This window comes from Chitinimonas violaceus, from assembly GCF_052601015.1.
Map to the genome: position 1 here is coordinate 20,328 of NZ_JBQXDJ010000019.1, position 19,513 is coordinate 39,840.

Below are 19,513 nucleotides of genomic sequence, written 5' to 3' on the forward strand. Positions count from 1 at the left end.
GCAGCTGCTCACGCTTACGACTCATGCATTTCGTCGTGAACAAGCGTTAAACAGCCACCTAGGTCAGGCACGAATATTATGCCAAATGCATTAATTCTCGCAGATTTACTACTACCAAAAACTTCTTACTACTTTGCCTCTTTACAGACTTGTACTTGCTCCCCGTTCAATTGAACGGGATGATCTGCGCCCGAACTCAAATCATTGCAACGCCCATCATGTCCGATACAAATCGACTGCTATTGAGCGGTCGTGTTCTCCCAGGATTCAACCCTGTCGCTGTCACCCAATCACTCGCCCGTTTGCTCAATATCAGCGAGGAGAAAGCACAGACCATGCTGTCTGGGAGTGAAACAGTAATCAAACGTTCACTCCCGCAAACCGATACAGCCCGCTATTTAAAAGTTCTGGCTGATATTGGTGCGGATGCACGGGTTGAAAGCCTAGAAGCAGTACTTTCAACCGATGCAGCAGAGACACCCTCGCCCTCTTCTACGCAGTCAGAACCGGGTCAACGCAAGTCCAGCATTGCTATTGAAGAAACCGTAACCTGCCCAGCCTGCCAGCTCACTCAACCCAAGCGCACCTTATGCAGGAGCTGTGGTGCAGATATGCCGCGCATGCTGGCTGCCGCATTGGAAGCGACAAGGCAAACTGCCCAACTAAAGGACAATGGTCCTCAACGCTTATTGCATTACGATCAAGACGACATAACGAACGAACCGCCCTCATTCCTTGGTGTCCGTTACAACGGTCGGTTAAACCGCAGCCGCTACATGGCCTATAGCGCCTTGATCTATGGTCCAGCCATGGGTGTACTGCTCATTTCCGCCATCGTTTGGGGAATCATGGGCAGTACGCTTGCTACGGTATTAGGCATCGCCGGTGCTCTGGCATTGGGTTGGATAGCGCTACGCACTATTGCCCTAAGACTGCATGACCTCGGCCTAAGCGGAAAATGGCTCTGGCTGATGCCGGCATGCTTTCTTATGCTAATTACCGGGTCACCTATCGCAGCAGCGATATTGGCTGCCATTATCGGCATCACTTCACTGCTGCTGTGCATCTTGCCAGGTCAACGCAAAGACAATCTCTACGGCTCTCCAAATGGTCCAAATAGCGGTTGGATCATCGCAGGTGCCGTGCTGTTTGTGGTGCTCAACATTTCTTCCGCAACCATTGCAAACCAGCCCACGCAACCTGACACTGACAACACGTTTTCCGAAACCAATCGGCTCGAAGGCCCCATCGAGATTGAAAAATCGAACGACCCCGCCGAACAAGAAACGCTAGTCCGAAACGCCGTCGACAATGCAGCCAAAGCACAAGGAATTAAGCTGGATGACGTCGCCCGTGAAGCCGCAGTGCAAGCCTATCTTCAACAGGTACAGCAACAGTAAACCCGTTGATAAGACCGCTTGGTAAAGACTCACAACCTTACTGTTCGCTCCTAGCCGGGGCTACAACAGTAAGGTTGTGTTAGATACCCTTAGGCATCCCAACCCATTCCAGCACTGCCGTGTAATCCGCAGGCTTGGCATTGACCAAGTTGGTCATGTTCACATCTTGCAGCGCCTTCTTACCATTACTGCTTTGACCTAAATTCAGAAGCGCAGCTTGCAGCTTAGTTGCATCGCTGGTGCTCAGGTTCGGGCTACCAAGGAAAGACCAATTTGGCAAAGTACGGCTCTTGATCACCCACGTCCCACCCTTCTGGCTCCAATCCTTTGCAGCCTTGGAGTTCGAGGTCAGCAGGCCAACATCGCTCAGCTTGCTTTCCACACCAAACACGATGGCATCCTGCAAGCTGGTCTGCTGTAACTGCAGCTCTTCCTGCTTCACACCTGCATCGCGAAACATGGCATGAGCCACACGCGTCAAGTCGCTATGTGCATCAGGAATAGCAATACGCAAACCACGCAGGTCACGTACTGATGCGAATTTCTGGCCTGGCTGTCCGATGAAAACGACTTGCTTGTTACCTTCATTCGCTGCCAACAACTTGTACTGCATGTCACGAATTGCCCAGCCAGCGATGTAGCTGGTACGGGTATAAATCAGTTCGCAATCACCCTGCTCGATGGTGTGCAGCAATGGTGCAAAACCTACAACCTTGATCTTCACTGGGCGGCCGATGGTTTGAGCAATTTCGTCAGCCAACGGACGATATTTTTCGCGCACCTTGTTTGTATTGGTCTGGCCGGTACTGCCTTCAGATACAGCCATGCAAAGGGGGGCTTCTTCAGCCAATACAGCACAGGAAAGCAGCGCTGCGACAAGCACTGCAAAACGGCGGCGAGTTTGTGGCATGAATTCCATTGGTATAACCCGTTTGAGAAAACCGCGATTATCCGTATTCCATCCGTATTTCATACTGTGGGAAACCGATAGAGAACTTTTAATAATCATGCACTTAGTCTGTTTCTCGCGCGTAGATTGTTCAAGAGTGCCAATTCGTGTCTTTTACCCTTCCTATAAGCCCCAGCATGCGCTCAGCCACACCAACTGACCACTCTCTACATGGTCTATTCCATCAATCTCGATGACGTATGTGACACTACAAAGCGCACCCATGACTGAATGCTGGTAATAAAACCAGATCACATAAAATTTGGGAGAAATAAAGGAAGAACAGCGCAGGGAACAGTGTTTACGAGAAATAGCGGCGTATTTCGAGAGCGTCTAACGCACCACCAATTACACATAGCAAGCATCAATGTAGATGCTTAGAACCTATCCAAAGACCCACGGGCTAGAACGAGACAAGGCGAAAACACCTGAGAAAGCGGAATTTACGCGTGGTAAATGGGCATTTCGAGGGTGCTTTCAATGCCGTATTGCTGACGTGCAGCAGGCCTCGTGAACAAGTTATTAGAACTTCAGTTCCAAAGAGGCATTCCAGTTGATATAGCTTGGGCTGAAGCTACGACTGAGCGTACTGCCCGTGGAATAAACCTGCCCGGTTTCGTTGATGTCATCAAACTGGCCCAAATTCGCCGCAGACAAGCGCAACTGCGCAGCAGAGTTGGTACGCCACAATGCATACAAGTCATATACTCGCCGAGCATTGACCTTTGTGTACTGGCCCTCGCTGATTTGTACTCGGTAACCAGGTACCCAGTGCAGGTTGCCGCCCATGGTCAGCGGCACATTCCCAAAACGATAATCCAGGCCAAGATTCATGGACTCCTTGGCTTGTGATTCCAAACGGTTATCCGGACCAGGTACCCCTTCCACATCTGACCAGTAACGACTGTAGTTGGCACGTACATCAAGCGGTATTTGGGTTTCCATCAGCTCAGCCAACCGGAACTTGGCTTCCAATTCCACACCTTGTGCCGTGGCATTGCCGATATTCTTTGGTCGCGATACCCAGCGTAGTTGGTTACCCACCAGCTCCTGGCGTATGTCACGCCGCACGAGGTCAGTAATCTGACGAGTGAAAAGATTAGCGCTGAGCAGACCGGTCTGGCTTAGATAGTGTTCATAAGCCAGTTCCAATCCCCAGGCCAGTTCAGGCTTCAGGTCCGGATTGCCTACCCGATCCGGTTGAATTTCGGTGTTATCCAAAGAACGATAGGACCGCGCAATCAGATCAGCAGTACGGGGCGCACGATAGCTGCACGTCAAACTCGCACGTACCTGGTCATTCTTACTATCGGGAATACGCCAGACCCCATGCAAGGTAGGGCTCCAAACACTGCTGCGATTGCTGACTTGGGTAATCTGGTCTTTCGATCGCGTCGCTATACCTTCCCAACGCAAACCCGCATAGGCTGACCATTGCGGACTGATTTCCCATTCATCCTGCGCAAACATGGCATAACGCTGTGTACCGGCTTCGACCAGGTCGCCATAGTCGGTGGTGTCCACCACCGGCGGCTGAGTCGGGTCCAACCAGACATCATTGACTTGCCGGTTTTCACGACGCTGACTGGTCTCCAGATCCCAACCTATCGCCAATGCATGTTCATCCCCCAGAGGGGTGGACCATTTGCCACCACTAGTGAAACCGTTATCGCGGGTCCTGCTGTTTTCCCACCGGGTTTGCAACGGCGAACCATCTGTTTTGAATTCCTGCCGGACACTGTCGTTCTTACGCTGGTTGACATTGAAACCTGCACGTACGTTGAACTTGCGCCCTTCTTCTAACCGACGTTGCCAGTTAACGTTGGTACGACACATGTCCATACTGTTGCCACCGTCGCTGACATAGCTGCTGTACTTGCTTGGGTCGGGCTGGCTACGATCAATAATGGAATAACTGTTGGACTGACTGCGCGTATGCATTAGAAACGGTTGTACCGTCAGATTGTTTTTTTCATTGAACTTCCAGGTAAATCGGGGGGTGAGATGCAGGTTGTAACCCTGACTGTTCCCACTTCCACGCGTCCAATCCTGACTGGTCGGACTACCTGATTGGTCAAAGCGCTGGACCAGATCATTATCATCGTCAGCACGATTACTACGGCTCAGATTGCCGGCTAGGGTGTAATTGAAGCCCTCCTGCTTATCACTATGGCTCAGCGACAAACCGGGTTGCACACGGCCATCTTCACTTCCCACCACAAAGCGCGCCTCACTCTGGCGCTTTTTGGCGTCCTCGTTCAACACGATATTGATTGTCCCGGCTATGGCTTGGGCACTGAACTCCGCCACGGGCGAACGCAATACTTCAATGCGCTCAATCTGATCGGGTGACAGCGAATCTATCGAGAACCCACGTGCCATTGGCTCGCCATTGACCAGAATCTGCGTCATACCATTACCCATGCCGCGCATCCGGATTTCACCACCACGGCCAGCTTTTCCACCTAGCGTTACACCGGGCAGACGTTTGAGGACATCTGCCACGCTGGTATCTCCATAGCGGTTGATTTCTTCCTTGCCGATGATGATACGGCTAGCCGAGCTCTGCTGGCGTTGCAAGGTATCGTTAAGTTGCCGGCCAGTGATGTTGATCTGCTCTGTCTGCTGGACTTCTCTGTTACTTTCCACAGGTTTATCGGCTGGCTTCGTATCTTCTGCCCAGACGGGCATAAAGGCAGCACCAAACAATAGGGAAGCAATACGAACAGAGGGGATCGACCTGGGCATGAAAAGGATATGGGCTGAAAAGACTGAATTGAGTATTGCATAGCACATTGCCGCAATAAGGCTGCCCACACCCTTATTTACATATCCGTCAAACCTGCAAAACATTCCTGACTTTTGACAGAAAATACGCTGGTTCGTACACATTTGAACCGCTTCCAGAACCCCTCCAAAGTCTACTGCGCGTCAGCAATACAATATTGGAACATCCTCGGAATGCTCATTTACCATGCGTAAACTCCGCTTCCTCGGCTGTTTTCGCCTTGACTTGCTCTAACTCGCGAGACTTGGATTGGGTTCTTGCCACCTGACAGCACCAACTCCCCCGAACTGCGACAAAAACTTACAATACGCGTTTTGGCCGGTTTACCCCTGCAGTGTGCCGGCTGCTTCCCGCTGATTGAATACTGGACCACCCATGCTGCGCCTCAATGAACTCCGCCTTCCACTTGACCACGCTCCCGAGGCTCTGCCAGAAGCGATTGTGCAAAGGCTGAAGATCAAACCCGAGGGGCTGAAGTCCTTTACCGTATTCAAGCGCAGTTACGACGCCCGACGTGGCCACCCGCTTTGCCTGATCTATAGCGTCGACTGTGAGCTGGCTGATCAAGCCGGTATACAAAAGCGCTTCGCCACTGACCATAAAATCGTCCCCACGCCCGATATGGACTACAAGTTGGTTGGTATGGCTCCGGCCAACCTGCCTCATCGGCCAGTGGTAGTCGGTTTCGGCCCTTGCGGCATCTTCGCAGCGCTTTTGCTGGCGCAAATGGGATTCAAACCCATCGTATTGGAGCGTGGTAAGGAAGTACGCCAACGCACCAAGGACACCTGGGGCCTGTGGCGTAAGAATGTGTTGAACCCGGAGTCCAACGTGCAGTTTGGTGAAGGTGGTGCGGGTACCTTTTCGGACGGCAAGCTATACAGCCAGATCAAAGACCCACGCTACCTTGGCCGTAAGGTGATTGCCGAATTCGTCAAAGCCGGGGCGCCAGAGGAAATCATCTACGTCAGCAAACCGCATATCGGCACCTTCCGCCTGGTAAGCATGGTAGAAAAGATGCGCGAAACCATCGAATCACTCGGCGGTGAAATCCGTTTCGAGCAAAAAGTCACCGATGTATTGATCGAAAACGGTACGGTACGCGGCATTACACTCGCGAGTGGCGAACAAATCCCTACGGACCACGTCGTGATGGCGCTAGGCCATAGCGCCCGAGATACCTTTGAAATGCTATATGAGCGCGGGGTATTCATGGAAGCCAAGCCATTTTCAGTCGGCTTTCGCATCGAACACCCGCAGTCAATTATCGACAAAGCGCGTTTTGGCAAACATGCCGACCACCCTTTACTGGGTGCGGCCGACTACAAAATTGTGCATCACGCCAAGAATGGCCGTTCGGTATACAGCTTCTGTATGTGTCCAGGTGGCACGGTAGTCGCCGCCACATCCGAACCCAATCGCGTTGTCACCAATGGCATGAGCCAATATTCGCGTAACGAACGCAATGCCAATGCCGGCATTGTGGTTGGCATTACACCTGACGACTACCCTGGTAGTCCGCTTGCCGGGATTGCCTTCCAGCGCCAGCTCGAATCGCATGCCTATGTGCTTGGTGGCAGCAACTACGAAGCGCCAGGGCAACTCGTCGGTGACTTCATCGCCAACTGCCCTTCAAGCCAATTCGGTACTGTCGAGCCCTCTTACAAGCCTGGCGTAAAACTAGGTGACCTCTCCACCGCCTTACCTGCTTATGCGATCGAAGCAATGCGTGAAGCACTGCCCGCATTCGGCAAACAGATCCAAGGCTTTGATATGCACGATGCTGTATTGACCGGCGTAGAAACCCGCACTTCATCGCCGCTACGCATCACACGGGGTGACGACTGCCAAAGTCTTAATGTTCGTGGTCTATTCCCAGCCGGTGAAGGTGCAGGTTACGCAGGTGGGATTCTGTCTGCCGGCGTGGATGGCATCAAGGTAGCGGAAGCTGTGGCGTTGAGTGTATTGAATAGAGCAGCTTGAGCCACAGTAAGATGCAGCGTATACGCTGCATCTTCATAACCCCCTCGGTGAGGTTCACTTCATCTGTGAGCCGAACTAGTCACTTCAATTACCGAGCACAGAACTTCCCAGGCGGGCAATCAACCGGTAACGTGTTATTTACCGGATTTTTATTAGGGCAAGTAGGGTCGCTTGGATTGCCTAGCGCACAATGTTGCAACCTTCTGAGTTCCTGAAGCCGCTCCCTTTCTTCCCTTTCCCTTTGAAGTTGCATCAACCGGAACCGCTCCTGTTCGGCCCTCATTTGGCTAAGCTCCTCCTCTATTCTTTGCTGCCTAACTCGCTGCTGTTCTTCTTCATACCGCTTTTTATTGAGCTGTTCTTCTTCATGCTGCTTTTTACGAAGCTGCTCTTCTTCTATTTTGGCTTTTTCACGCTGAACTCGAATTTCTTCTGCCTTTTTCTTATCATTTAGACTTCTAATTAAAAGCGCAGCCGTATCATTGCTGTTTTCTGTACAGGATTGTTCTATCTTCTTTTCCAATTGAGCAATACGATCAGTATTGCAATTTCCACCACCACCATAGCAAGGGGCTTCACTCCTCGCGACGTTATATTCTGCTGTAGCTTGCATACAAACATTTGTTTGGCTATTAGTTTCACCTGTTTTTCCATCACCTGAAATAACACTTTCAACCGTACGAATAGCGCTACCTTTTTGATCAGCTGAACAGGGTATGCTCGAATACTGCACGCTCCCTGTAGCTTTGGTGCATTTATAAACCTTCCCAGCCATCACTGATGGAACGATACCGACCAGCAACCCTACCCATAGGAAACAACGCAGGTTATTAACGGAATTCTTTAAGTACATTTCCTGAAACTCTCTATTCGATATGTATGTGTGATTGGATGTACAACAAGAAGCTGACCTGCCTGGTTTTTTCGGACCATTTCACTCTAGAGAATTACGGCTCCAGTGGTTGAAACCTGCTCGGTCTTCCGGCGGAATTCCGCCGGGGTTTGGTACTGTAAACTCGAATGCGGCCTGACTTCGTTGTAGTGTACTCGCCAATCTTCGATCACCACACGAGCCTCAAGCCGGTTCCGAAACCATTCCATCGCCAGACACTCGTCGCGGAACTTGCCGTTGAAGCTTTCGTTGGTACCATTGTGCCAAGGTTTACCAGGGTCGATGAAGGCGGTTTCAATACGCTCCTCAATAGCCCATTTCAGCAGTACGGTGCTGACAAACTCCGGGCCATTGTCTGATCGAATGTAGCGCGGTGCGCCGTGCAGACTGATCAACCGGCTTAGCACTTCGATCACGCGCCATGAGCGGATAGACCCTGCGACATCGATTGCCAAACATTCCCGCGTGTACTCATCCACGATGGTTAGGCATTTTAATTGCTGCCCGTTTGCACAGGCGTCAAATACGAAGTCATAGCACCAGACGGCATTGCGACTTGCTGCGGCATAAGGCCTGGGCCGTCCACCAGCCACTCGGCGGCGTCGTTTCCGGGGTACTTGCAGGCAGGCGCTCGCCCATAATGCCGCGCACCGGTCCTTGCCGATTGCGATCCCCTCACGCCCCAATAAGATACGGATACGGCGCGCACCAAAGCGAGGATACTGACTAGAGAGCTTATGCATCGCTTCGATCACCGACGCATTCTTGGCTGGCATCTTCAATGCATAGTACAGCGTAGATCGACTGATTTGCAGCAGCGCACACGCCCGTCGTTGAGCCAAGCCTCGGTGAATCGCAAAGCAGGCCTGTTCTCGGCGCACCTGTGCGCTCACCATTTTTTTGCGGCGATCTCCTTCATGACCTCAATCTCAAGATCCCGCTCTGCGACCAGCTTCTTCAGCCGCGTGTTCTCTGCTTCCAGCACTTTGAGTCGCTTCACGTCATCGCTGACCATGTCACCAAATCGCTTGCGCCATGCGTAAATCGACGCTTCGCTGACACCGTTGCGGTTGGCGACCTCCGGGATCGTAGCCCGATCGGCTTCCCGTAATATCCTGACGATCTGTTCGTTGTTGTATCGACTCTTCTTCATCACAGCTCCTCCGGTGAGGAGCCATTATCTCTAGATCAGCTTGGTCCGAATATCGCCGGACAGGTCAGTATCAAAGCAGCTGGCATACCGTACCGGAGTAATGTCCATGGGCCGGTCGACTTTCAAGTCAACACGCAGCACGGCGGCTGCATTGTTTACTGGAACGAACCAGATGGCCATCAATGGGAAATGTTGACGGTAAGCTACTATCGTCAAACGTCTTGAATGCCACCCTTCGAAGCTACACGTCCGGCTTGGCAGGCCGCGCAGCAGGCGGTTGTGAACCGCCTGCGCTTTAGCCACTTCAGTTACATCGCCTTGGCGATAATCTCTTTCATGATCTCGCTTGACCCGGCATAGATACGCGCCACGCGTGCCGATGCCCACAGCCGGCCAATCGGGTATTCGGCCATAAAGCCATAACCGCCAAACAACTGCAGGCAACGATCGGCCGCACGGCCCAGGAGCTCACTGGTCCACAGTTTAGCTTCGGCAGCGTCAACCGCATCAAGCGTGCCGGCGTTGTGTTCCATGACCAGCCGGTCAACATAGACGTGGCCAACATCGATTTCGGCTTTGATAGCGGCCAATTCAAATCGCGTATTCTGAAAGTCAAACAAGGTCTGGCCAAATGCCTTGCGCTCCTTTACATAGGCCAGCGTCATCGAAAATGCAGCATTCGCTGCCGCCACCGCGCCTACCGCACAGGTCAGTCTTTCGGGCACCAGCATGCGCATCAGCATTTTGAAACCAGCATGGGGCTCGCCCAGCAGATTTTGCTTGGGTACTTTGACATCGTGGAAATACAGCTCCGCCGTATCTTGCGAGTGTTGGCCAATCTTTTCCAGCTTGCGGCCCACTTCAAAACCGGCCCACCCTTTTTCCACCAAGAACAGCGATAAACCCCGCTTCTCAGTGGGATGAGTACGGGCAGCGACAATGACCAGATCGCTATTCACGCCATTCGAGATAAAAGTCTTTGCTCCCCGCAACGACCAGAAGTCACCGCAATCCTCGGCACGGGTCTGAATGCCCGCAAGGTCGCTACCGGTATTGGGCTCAGTCATCGCCACCGCCAGCACACAATCGCCCGACACCACTCGCGGCAGGTAACGCTGCTTTTGCTCCTCGGTACCGAACTCATCCAGGTAAGGCGCAACCAGCGTAGAGTGCAGGTTCAACGCCAATCCCCATTCATTGGAAAAACCCAACTCTTCGGAAACAATCTGATCGTATCTGAAGTCCCTACATCCAGCACCACCGTACTGTTCATCGACAAACGTCGCCAAGAAGCCCAACTCGCCAGCTCGTCGCCAGACTGACCGTGGCACCATACCCGCAGCTTCCCATTCACGCTGGTGCGGGGTGACTTCTTCGGCGATGAAGCGATGGAAGTTGGTGCGAAAAAGCTCATGTTCAGCATCGAAATGACGGCGAGGGATCATGTTGTCTCCTGGTTTTTTAGCGTCTGGATATGGCTGAGTATCGGAAATGCTTTTAAAGGCCTGCTCAAGACCCCATAGACTGGTACAAGACTTTGAGCAGGCTTTAAGAACCGGTTCACAATCTGTCACGAACAGCTGTCAGCAGAGTGAAGCACAGCACCGAACCAACCCAAACACTCGCTCAACAGAAATTATCGCCCTGTTGGAAATTTGAGGACTAAGCAGGCTGAAGTTGTATGAATTACGCTGATATCGTCTTCCTCTAGGGTAGTTTTCGAGCATCTACCGTACTCGCCCATAGCAGGAATAGTCTTCTTATTCAGTAAGATACTTATGCAAACCCCGTTTCACCTACTTCAGTTACACGATGGGGCCTTACCCTGGCGCCAAGCTGTCTGTGCAGCTATCGGCGTAGCCATTCCTACAGCTATCGCCGTCTGGTTACATCAACCCTACGGTCTGCTGTTCGGTGCGGTGGGTGGGCTGTACGCCAGCCTGCTAGATTTTGGCGGAACATTGCGCCATCGGCTGATCACCCAATTGGCTGGTCTTTTGCTGGTTGTCGCCAGCGCGGTGGCTGGTTATTGGCTCGGCCCACATCACCACATTCTGTTCCTGACGCTTGCCGTACTGAGCTTTGGTATTGGCTGGATTGATGGCAGCGGTATTGCCGTCGAAACCATTCTGCGTTTCTCCGCGCTGATCCTGCTGGTTTACGCTTTTACCCCGGCACTGCCGCCGCATGGTCTGCCTTATTTCGGCCTGGGCCTCACCATCGGCTTACTGGCAGTATGGTTGGACAGCCTGATCTTTCCGCGTGCTCTACCCAGTGTTCACGAAGGCTTACGCCATGCCGGCCGCTGGATCGCGGCAGGCCATAACGCAGGTTGGCTGCATGCCACCGGCTTTTGTGTAGCTGTTACCGGCGGTCTGCTACTGGCGCTATGGCTAGGTTATCAACGGCCTGCCTGGGTGGCTGCTGTCATCCTGTTTGTGACCCGCCCTGATGGGCCAGACAGCCTGCGACGGCTGTTTCTGACTGTATTCGGTACGCTGGTCGGTGCCGGGCTGGCATGGGTAATCAGCCACTATGCGCATGACCCAACCATACTGTTGGCTTGCGTCATCAGCCTAGCCTTCCTGCGGCCCATCGCCCTTGCCAAAAACCAATGGGCTCAGTCAGCCACCATGACGACACTGATCCTGGTGTTGTTCGACCTCACGCTGGGTGAGGCTGGGCACGCGGAGAGTTTGGTTCTGTTTCACGAACGTGTTGTGGATACGCTAGTGGGTTCCGCTGTCGCCTTTCTCTGCATGCTCGTCTTCAATCCCCAGGCGCGACGGCACTTTTGGGCACGTTTGCGTAATACGCCAACAACATAGTTGCCATAATTCGATCAGGCACCACTTCAGTCTAGCGCTTGCTTGCTCTATGTTTGCTTGTCTCATTCGCGAAAGAACTCCCCCATGTCTGAAGCATTCCTCTACGAAGCCATTCGTACCCCGCGCGGCAAAGGCAAAGCCGATGGCAGCTTGCATGAAGTAAAACCGGTTTCTTTGCTGACCGGCCTGATGCACGCCCTGACAACCCGTACCGGCCTTAACACCGCCGAGGTAGACGATGTGGTACTGGGCTGTGTTACCCCCGTGGGCGACCAGGGAGGCGACATCGCCAAAACCGCAGCGTTGGCAGCAGGCTGGGACTGGCAAGCTGCAGGTGTGCAGGTAAACCGCTTTTGTGGATCGGGCCTTGAAGCAGTCAACCTTGCTGCGCAGAAAGTACGCTCCGGCTGGGAAGAGATTGTGGTAGCCGGTGGTGTGGAATCAATGTCACGTGTGCCGATGGGTTCTGACGGCTGGGCCATGGCGACCGACCCGGAGACTGCCCGCGCACTCGGCTTCGCACCTCAAGGCATCGGCGCGGATCTGATCGCCACATTGGAAGGTTTCAACCGTGCCGATGTCGATGCCTACGCAGTTGAAAGCCAACGACGCGCTGCTGCCGCCAAAGCAGCCGGGTATTTCTCCCGCTCTGTGGTACCAGTGCGCGACCAGAATGGCATCACCATCCTGGTGGAAGATGAATTCATCAAGCCCGGCACCACGCTGGAAGGGCTGGCCAAACTCAAGCCCAGCTTTGAACAGATGGGCAGCATGGGTTACGACGCCGTAGCGCTGAAACGCTACCCATGGGTTGAACGCATCAATCACGTCCACCACGCTGGTAACGCTTCAGGCATTGTCGATGGCGCAGCGCTGGTCCTGATTGCCAGCGAAACCGCCGGCCGCCGCTATGGCTGGCAACCCCGTGCTCGTATCGTCGCGACTGCACTTACCGGTACCGACCCCACCATTATGCTCACGGGCCCAGCCCCTGCTGCGCGCAAAGCACTGACCAAAGCAGGTTTAACTTTGAACGACATCGATCTTTTCGAAGTGAACGAAGCTTTCGCGGCTGTGGTGATGCGCTTTGCCCGGGAAATGGGTATTGGCATGGACAAAATCAACGTCAACGGCGGTGCGATTGCCATGGGGCACCCACTGGGCGCTACCGGGGCAATGATACTGGGCACGCTGGTGGATGAACTGGAACGCCAGCAGAAACGTTATGGGCTGGCCACCTTATGTATTGGCGGTGGGATGGGCATTGCCACCATTGTCGAACGCGTCTAAAGGAAAAATACGATGACAATCCATTACCTGCTCGACGATAGCGGCATCGCCACCCTCACCCTGGACGACCCGACCAACCCAGTCAACACCATGCACGCTGGTTTCCGCGCCAGCCTCGCTGAAATCGCAAAACGCCTCAATACTGACCGTACCCAATTACGCGGCATCATCATCACATCCGCCAAATCATCGTTCTTTGCCGGTGGCGACTTGAATGAGCTGATCGCCATACCCAAAGACGGTGCAGAAAGCTTCTTTCATATGGTGGAAGCACTGAAACGCAGCATGCGCCAGATCGAAACCCTTGGGGTGCCGGTGGTGGCATGCCTTAATGGTGCAGCGCTGGGTGGCGGTTGGGAGGTGGCTCTCATGGCTCACCATCGCATCGCCCTGACTGGCGACAAACGCCATTTTGGTTTGCCCGAAGTCACCCTGGGGCTTCTACCCGGTGCGGGTGGTATAACACGCATGGTGCGCCTGTTGGGTTTACAGGCAGCCTTTCCCTATATTCTGGAGAGCAAGCAGTTCTCAGCGCCGGAAGGTTTGGCAGCAGGGCTAATCCACGCGCTTGCCGACACACAAGAAGAGATGTTGAACCAAGCCCGCAACTGGATAGTAGCCAACCCTAAAGCTTGGCAACCTTGGGACTGTGACGGATACAAATTGCCTGGCGGCGCACCGACCCATCCTAAGGTAGCGCAAATGCTGGCTGTAGCACCCGCCATGCTGTATCAGAAAGCCCGTGGCAACTACCCGGCCAGTGAACGTGCACTCGCTGCCATGGTGGAAGGCGCTCAAGTCGACTTCGTTACAGCCTGCCGCATTGAAAGCCGTTATTTCACCGAGCTGGTTTGCAGTCAAACCGCCAAGAACATGATAGGCACCCTGTTCTTCGCCATGAATGAGATCAAGGCAGGGGCCAGCCGGCCTGCGGGTTTCGCCCCAAACAAGGTGGAAAAAATTGGCGTATTGGGCGCAGGCATGATGGGTGCGGGCATAGCCTGGGCCGCTGCAAGTAAAAGCATAGCGGTGGTGCTAAAGGACGTGAGCCTCGCAGCTGCCGAAAAGGGCAAGGCCTACTCCGCCAAGCTCTTGCAAAAGCAGGTCGAGAAGGGCCGTAAGACTGAAGCTGAGGCAGCTGCAGTTCTGGCACGCATCCAACCTACCGAGAGCACCGCGGACCTGGCTGGTTGCGAAATCGTCATCGAAGCGGTATTCGAAAATCGCGAGCTGAAAGCCAAGGTAACGCGCGAAACCGAGACCGTACTGAGCCAGGATGCGCTGTTTGCTTCCAATACCTCCACCTTGCCCATTACCGGACTCGCCACTGCCAGTACACGTCCTGCCAACTTCATTGGCCTGCATTTCTTCAGCCCGGTCGACAAGATGCCCTTGGTTGAGATCATCAAAGGCGAGCAAACCAGTACCACCGCCTTGGCACGTGCATATGACTTTGTTCAACAGCTGGGCAAAACACCGATTGTGGTCAACGATGGCCGCGGCTTCTTCACCAGCCGCGTATTTGGCAGCTATGTGAATGAGGGCATGGCAATGCTGTTGGAGGGCATTCCAGCAGCCATGATTGAACAAGCCGGCTTGCAAGCAGGCATGCCGGTCGGGCCGCTCGCCGTAACCGACGAAGTCAGCCTGAGCTTATGCGAGCATGTCACCGAGCAGGCCAAAACCGATCTTGGTACGAACTATGTACCCCACCCTGCCGATACCTTGCTGAACCGGATGATCCACGAATTCAATCGCAAAGGCCGTACGGCTGGCGGTGGTTTCTATGACTACCCAGCCGAAGGCGGCAAACAACTTTGGCCCGGCTTGGCAGCCTTTGCCAAACCCAATCAACCACTACCCAACATCCAGGATCTGATCGATCGCTTGCTGTTTGCCCAGGCACTGGAAACCGCCCGGTGCTTTGACGAAGGTGTGCTGGAAAATGAGCGCGACGCGAATGTCGGCTCCTTGCTTGGCTTAGGCTTTCCCGCCTGGACTGGCGGCACTGCGCAGTACCTGCACCAGTACGGCATAGAGAACGCCATTACCCGCGCCAAAGGTTTTACCGAAAAGTATGGCTCGCGGTTCAGCGTACCGGCGTGGTTGGCTGAGCAAGTAGTAAGATCTTAAGCCAGATTGTAAGCGCTTTAATCGCTTGGGCAAGGAGGGACGATTATGCTCTAATCGCCCCCCTTTCAACCTTATAGGACAGGGACTTTGCTCCCAGCTGTGGCTGAAAGCTGCATGCCGTAAACAACGTAGTAACAATCCTTCTGGCTTTTCCCATCCCTGTCGCCCAACAATCCATTCCATGCACTGGCCAACACTCGTATTTGCATTATTCGACATGGACTGGCTGTTCCTTGTAGGTACTGCCGCCTTCAGCGTATCGGGTTATCTCGTCGGCGTGAAGAAGCGGTTCGATCTGCTAGGCGTTCTGATTGTCGCGATTCTGACCGCGATTGGCGGCGGAGTCGTACGCGACGTATTGCTTAATAGAGTGCCCATCGTTTTCCAGGACGCCTCCCCAGTCAGCACCATCATTGCCACCTTGGCGCTGGCATGGATCTTCAGCCTGCATAAAAGCTGGAATGCCCATATGCACCGCGTATTTGTCCTGGCCGACTCAATTGGCTTGATTGCTTTTAGCCTTGCAGGTGCACAAGTTGGTATCGACTATGGGCTTAATTTATTCGGCGTGCTTTGCGTAGGCTTTATTACAGCAGTAGGCGGCGGTGTATTGCGCGATATGCTGGTCAACGACGTACCATTTATTCTCGACCGGGATTTTTATGGCACGGTCGCCATCTTGATGGCTGCTTTGCTGTATACCACCCAGATATTCGGCCACACCGGCAATCAGGTACTTTGGGGCTTGTTTACTTTGGGCTTGGCTATTCGTCTTATTGCCCATACACGGGATTTCCGCCTACCTACTGTCTAAAGAAACTGTTTACGATCTTACTGCGCAGCCGTGATCAGGGCTTATGTGCTGCTCGCGACAAATTGTGAACAGGTTCTAATTGCAGAAATTCAGGGCATTTCCGCTTTGCCCCGTTTCAGCTCTCGAGGCGTTGATCAGGCTAAGAAATTAGAGCAAATGCGGAATTATCAGTCAGCCCATTTTCTGATCTTTTAATACCCGATCCAACAGAATACCTGTGTCATCCGCTTTAAATAAGGGCCTGGAATATATTTATCAATTAACAATATAGATATTTGCGAATTAGCAACATTTCCATAACAAATTTGTTACCAGCTTCAACACGCCTTCTCTCATCCGGTAGCATCAGCCACCGTTAGCCCGCCACCATCTGATCGGCGAGCAAACAGTAGCGGCCAGACCGGCTGCTGTTCACAGTCCCGACACCTGGAAGGACCTGAGACACCTCAGGGGAGATCGCATGAAACTCAATAAAATCAGCCAAGCCATCCTGTTGATGGGTGCGGTTGGCATGGCACACCACGCAGTTGCTGATGAGACCGTTCAAAAAGCCGACAAGATTGAAATCACCGGTTCCAGCATCAAGCGCATCGTCAAAGAAGGTGCGCTGCCTGTACAACAATTCAAGCGCGAAGATATCGACCGCAGCGGTGCCGTTACGGTTGCTGACTTCGTACAAAAACTACCTGCCATGCAAGGCTTTACCATCGGTGCGATTGCAGCAGGAAGTGATTCCGGTGGTCGCGTCAGCGCCTCGATTCACGACATCGGTGAAGAATATACCCTCGTACTCTTAAATGGCCGTCGCGTTGCGCCGGCACCTGGCCTGGGCAGCGCCGTCAACCTCAATGGCATCCCCATGAGCGCGGTAGAACGCGTTGAGGTACTGACCGATGGTGCCTCGGCACTATATGGTTCAGATGCAATTGCCGGCGTACTTAACTTCATTCTGAAGAAGAACCTTCAGGGTGGTCAGATTGAGACCCTATACCAAGCCCCACAAGAAAGCGGTGGCAACAGCTGGAACGTCAGCGCCACCTACGGCATCGGAGATATCAGCAGCGACGGTTACAACGTGCTGATGTCTTACCGCCATGACGAGCAAAAAGCGATGAAGGCAACCGATCGCGATTTCTCGAAGACCGCCTTTATCCACTTCAACAATGGCGGTAGGGACTACATTTACGATCGTACAAGTGCGTCTTCTATCCCCGCCAATGCAACCGTAACCTTCACGGATGCCTCCAACCTTGATCCGATCACTTTCAACCCATACAAATTGGCTAACGGGAATTGCCCAAGGCTAACCTTTGAAAGCATCACCAACCCAAACGCCTGTAACTTTGATTTTGCAGCTACCGTCGAGACGGTGCCTGAAAACAAGCGAGATAGCTTCTTCACCTCAGGCCGATTGAAGGTTGGTGACAATGTCACCCTCTTCTCTGACATTGCCCTGTCACGCTTCGATCTGACCGCACGAATTGCACCAAATGTTGTGCCGTTCAGCATTCCATTCACCGCCCAAAATACGCCAAACCTTTATACCACTTACATCGAAAACAACCTGACCCCCGCGCAGCGGGCTGCAGTAAAGAGTATTTCAGGAAACTATCGATCCTACGACTGGGGTACACGTGATAGCCGGACCATTACCGACTCTACCCATTTGGTTTTCGGAGCCGAGGCAGACTTAGGCGCTTGGAATACCAGTGGCGCGGTCACCTGGTCACGCAATTCGCTTGATGAGCAATACACCGGTGGCTACATGTTGGCGAAAGAATTCACCGACATGTTGAACACGAACGCCTTTGACCCATTTGCGCCAATTGGCAGCCAGAGCGCCAACACGCAGCAACTGATCCGGAACTCCTTATTCAACGGTTCAATTCGTAAAGCCTCCTCTACCTTGAAGGGGATCGACGCACGGGGCTCGCGTGAAATATTCGAGCTGGCTGGCGGTATGGCCAGCGTAGGACTGGGTGCAGATTACCGGGAATACGACTTCACACAAACACCGTCAGCAGCTGCCGTTAATAACTTGCTTTATGCCGTCGACGCCAAAGCCCGCTACGACATGAAGCGTTCCAATATCGGCGTGTTCGGCGAGTTGAACATGCCGGTAAACAATAAACTGGAGGTAACCACCGCCGCTCGTTACGACACCATTTCGGCAATCGACGATGGTGTTTCCAACCAAACGGTTGGTAAACGTATGAGCGCGAGCACCTTTAAGCTTTCTGCACGCTACCAGCCTACCAAAGCCCTGCTTATTCGTGGTTCATTGGGAACCGGCTTCAAGGCACCGAGTATGCTGGAAATTGCTGAACCTATTACTCATCATGGCGTTACAGCATCCAGCTATGATTGCCCAGCCATACTGAGAGCAGAGAACAGAAACTATTGCAAACCTGGCAGTGCTCAATATGATGAATACCGTCGCGGCAATACAGAACTGAAACCAGAAAAATCCGAACAGTTCACGATCGGATTCCGCGTCGAACCCAGCCAAGCCATCTCGTTCGGTGCGGACCTGTGGGACGTTCAAATCAAAGATGCCGTATCGTCTGTTACAGAACAGCTTGCGTTCGCTAACGTTGAGAAATACCGTAACCTATTCAGCACTTACACCGAGCAAGAGACCGGCAATACCTATTGGGCCTTTAATGAAGTAACTACCAACATTGGTAAATCACGTCGCCGTGGTATCGATTGGGATGCAACAGGTCGTGCCAAGCTGCCGTTCGGCACACTCACCACCAACTTTACGGGTACCTACCTGCTGAAGTCGGAATACACAAAACCCGGCACAGGCAGCGACTGGACTACCAGCTTAGGTTACTTTGGTATCGACAATGCGGTGTCGTTCCGTGTGATTAGCAAGTTGAATGCAACGTTACAGACCGGGGCATTGAGCAATTCGTTGACCGTCAATTACCGTTCTGGTTATACCGATGCACCATCAACAGTTCGGGATGTCGCTGCCAATAAGGTTGTAAGAAATTTCCGTCTTGAAGTACCGTCGTACACGACAGTAGATTGGCAAGGCAGATACGCCGTCAACAAAGTGGCGGAAGTACGTGGCGGTATCAAGAATCTGTTTAATCGCAAACCACCACTTTCGCTCCGTAATAGCTCCGGTCATCAGGTCGGTTACGATCCGCGATATACGGATGACCTGTTGCGTACCTTCTATATAAGCGGTACCTACAAGTTTTAAGCTGCTTCGATACGTACCATGTCCGGGAAAGCGCCTTGCCTTGCAAGGCGCTTTTTTGCCAGCTGC

General features: G+C 53.0%; 13 protein-coding genes. 7 read left to right on the plus strand and 6 right to left on the minus strand.

The window, feature by feature from the left end:
* Positions 1–218 precede the first annotated feature (218 nt).
* Positions 219–1,400, plus strand: coding sequence for a DUF805 domain-containing protein (locus ACUHMQ_RS08830; protein ID WP_445295091.1), 1,182 nt, complete (start codon positions 219–221; stop codon positions 1,398–1,400).
* Positions 1,401–1,479: 79 nt separating this feature from the next.
* Here ACUHMQ_RS08830 and ACUHMQ_RS08835 read toward each other — a convergent pair whose 3' ends face one another.
* A complete protein-coding gene (locus ACUHMQ_RS08835) occupies positions 1,480–2,310 on the minus strand; it encodes a phosphate/phosphite/phosphonate ABC transporter substrate-binding protein (protein WP_445295092.1) in 831 nt (276 codons plus the stop codon).
* 561 nt (positions 2,311–2,871) lie between these two features.
* Positions 2,872–5,040 (minus strand): TonB-dependent receptor plug domain-containing protein, encoded by a 2,169-nt coding sequence (locus tag ACUHMQ_RS08840; protein WP_445295093.1) that lies wholly within the window; start codon positions 5,038–5,040, stop codon positions 2,872–2,874.
* Positions 5,041–5,512: 472 nt separating this feature from the next.
* On the opposite strand from ACUHMQ_RS08840, the gene ACUHMQ_RS08845 reads away from it, so the two are divergent.
* Positions 5,513–7,120 carry an NAD(P)/FAD-dependent oxidoreductase gene (locus tag ACUHMQ_RS08845; RefSeq protein ID WP_445295094.1) on the plus strand — a complete coding sequence of 536 codons (1,608 nt, stop codon included), beginning with the start codon at positions 5,513–5,515 and terminating at the stop codon, positions 7,118–7,120.
* 88 nt (positions 7,121–7,208) lie between these two features.
* Here ACUHMQ_RS08845 and ACUHMQ_RS08850 read toward each other — a convergent pair whose 3' ends face one another.
* The 4 genes from ACUHMQ_RS08850 to ACUHMQ_RS08865 all read right to left on the minus strand — a co-directional run bounded on the left by ACUHMQ_RS08850 (position 7,209) and on the right by ACUHMQ_RS08865 (position 10,610).
* Positions 7,209–7,973 carry a DUF4124 domain-containing protein gene (locus ACUHMQ_RS08850; RefSeq protein WP_445295095.1) on the minus strand — a complete coding sequence of 255 codons (765 nt, stop codon included), beginning with the start codon at positions 7,971–7,973 and terminating at the stop codon, positions 7,209–7,211.
* An 86-nt stretch (positions 7,974–8,059) separates the two neighbouring features.
* A protein-coding gene (locus ACUHMQ_RS08855; RefSeq protein WP_445295096.1) for an IS3 family transposase occupies positions 8,060–9,165 on the minus strand; the annotation gives its coding sequence in 2 pieces (ribosomal slippage) (positions 8,060–8,907 and positions 8,907–9,165; 1,107 coding nt in all).
* A gap of 30 nt (positions 9,166–9,195) precedes the next feature.
* On the minus strand, positions 9,196–9,345 hold the full coding sequence (locus ACUHMQ_RS08860; protein WP_445295097.1) for a hypothetical protein: 150 nt from the start codon (positions 9,343–9,345) through the stop codon (positions 9,196–9,198).
* Positions 9,346–9,473: 128 nt separating this feature from the next.
* Positions 9,474–10,610 carry an acyl-CoA dehydrogenase family protein gene (locus tag ACUHMQ_RS08865; protein WP_445295098.1) on the minus strand — a complete coding sequence of 379 codons (1,137 nt, stop codon included), beginning with the start codon at positions 10,608–10,610 and terminating at the stop codon, positions 9,474–9,476.
* 333 nt (positions 10,611–10,943) lie between these two features.
* Between ACUHMQ_RS08865 and ACUHMQ_RS08870 the strand changes: the two genes are divergently transcribed.
* The 5 genes from ACUHMQ_RS08870 to ACUHMQ_RS08890 all read left to right on the plus strand — a co-directional run bounded on the left by ACUHMQ_RS08870 (position 10,944) and on the right by ACUHMQ_RS08890 (position 19,447).
* Positions 10,944–11,993 (plus strand): FUSC family protein, encoded by a 1,050-nt coding sequence (locus ACUHMQ_RS08870; RefSeq protein ID WP_445295099.1) that lies wholly within the window; start codon positions 10,944–10,946, stop codon positions 11,991–11,993.
* 84 nt (positions 11,994–12,077) lie between these two features.
* The gene (locus ACUHMQ_RS08875) at positions 12,078–13,283 is read left to right on the plus strand and encodes an acetyl-CoA C-acetyltransferase (protein WP_445295100.1); all 1,206 of its coding nucleotides are present in this window, start codon (positions 12,078–12,080) and stop codon (positions 13,281–13,283) included.
* A 12-nt stretch (positions 13,284–13,295) separates the two neighbouring features.
* Complete coding sequence (locus tag ACUHMQ_RS08880; RefSeq protein WP_445295101.1) at positions 13,296–15,416, plus strand: 3-hydroxyacyl-CoA dehydrogenase NAD-binding domain-containing protein; 2,121 nt, start codon at positions 13,296–13,298, stop codon at positions 15,414–15,416.
* A 217-nt stretch (positions 15,417–15,633) separates the two neighbouring features.
* Entirely contained in the window at positions 15,634–16,230 is a 597-nt protein-coding gene (locus tag ACUHMQ_RS08885; protein WP_445295102.1) for a trimeric intracellular cation channel family protein, read from the plus strand.
* 460 nt (positions 16,231–16,690) lie between these two features.
* Positions 16,691–19,447 carry a TonB-dependent receptor gene (locus ACUHMQ_RS08890; RefSeq protein WP_445295103.1) on the plus strand — a complete coding sequence of 919 codons (2,757 nt, stop codon included), beginning with the start codon at positions 16,691–16,693 and terminating at the stop codon, positions 19,445–19,447.
* Positions 19,448–19,513 lie beyond the last annotated feature (66 nt).

What these genes read in the sequence shown, in the direction of transcription:
- ACUHMQ_RS08830 (WP_445295091.1), top strand. Translation starts at nt 219, where the DNA reads ATGTCCGATACAAATCGACTGCTATTGAGCGGTCGTGTTCTCCCAGGA.
- ACUHMQ_RS08835 (WP_445295092.1), bottom strand. Translation starts at nt 2,310, where the DNA reads ATGCCACAAACTCGCCGCCGTTTTGCAGTGCTTGTCGCAGCGCTGCTT.
- ACUHMQ_RS08840 (WP_445295093.1), bottom strand. Translation starts at nt 5,040, where the DNA reads ATGCCCGTCTGGGCAGAAGATACGAAGCCAGCCGATAAACCTGTGGAA.
- ACUHMQ_RS08845 (WP_445295094.1), top strand. Translation starts at nt 5,513, where the DNA reads ATGCTGCGCCTCAATGAACTCCGCCTTCCACTTGACCACGCTCCCGAG.
- ACUHMQ_RS08850 (WP_445295095.1), bottom strand. Translation starts at nt 7,973, where the DNA reads ATGTACTTAAAGAATTCCGTTAATAACCTGCGTTGTTTCCTATGGGTA.
- ACUHMQ_RS08860 (WP_445295097.1), bottom strand. Translation starts at nt 9,345, where the DNA reads ATGGCCATCTGGTTCGTTCCAGTAAACAATGCAGCCGCCGTGCTGCGT.
- ACUHMQ_RS08865 (WP_445295098.1), bottom strand. Translation starts at nt 10,610, where the DNA reads ATGATCCCTCGCCGTCATTTCGATGCTGAACATGAGCTTTTTCGCACC.
- ACUHMQ_RS08870 (WP_445295099.1), top strand. Translation starts at nt 10,944, where the DNA reads ATGCAAACCCCGTTTCACCTACTTCAGTTACACGATGGGGCCTTACCC.
- ACUHMQ_RS08875 (WP_445295100.1), top strand. Translation starts at nt 12,078, where the DNA reads ATGTCTGAAGCATTCCTCTACGAAGCCATTCGTACCCCGCGCGGCAAA.
- ACUHMQ_RS08880 (WP_445295101.1), top strand. Translation starts at nt 13,296, where the DNA reads ATGACAATCCATTACCTGCTCGACGATAGCGGCATCGCCACCCTCACC.
- ACUHMQ_RS08885 (WP_445295102.1), top strand. Translation starts at nt 15,634, where the DNA reads ATGGACTGGCTGTTCCTTGTAGGTACTGCCGCCTTCAGCGTATCGGGT.
- ACUHMQ_RS08890 (WP_445295103.1), top strand. Translation starts at nt 16,691, where the DNA reads ATGAAACTCAATAAAATCAGCCAAGCCATCCTGTTGATGGGTGCGGTT.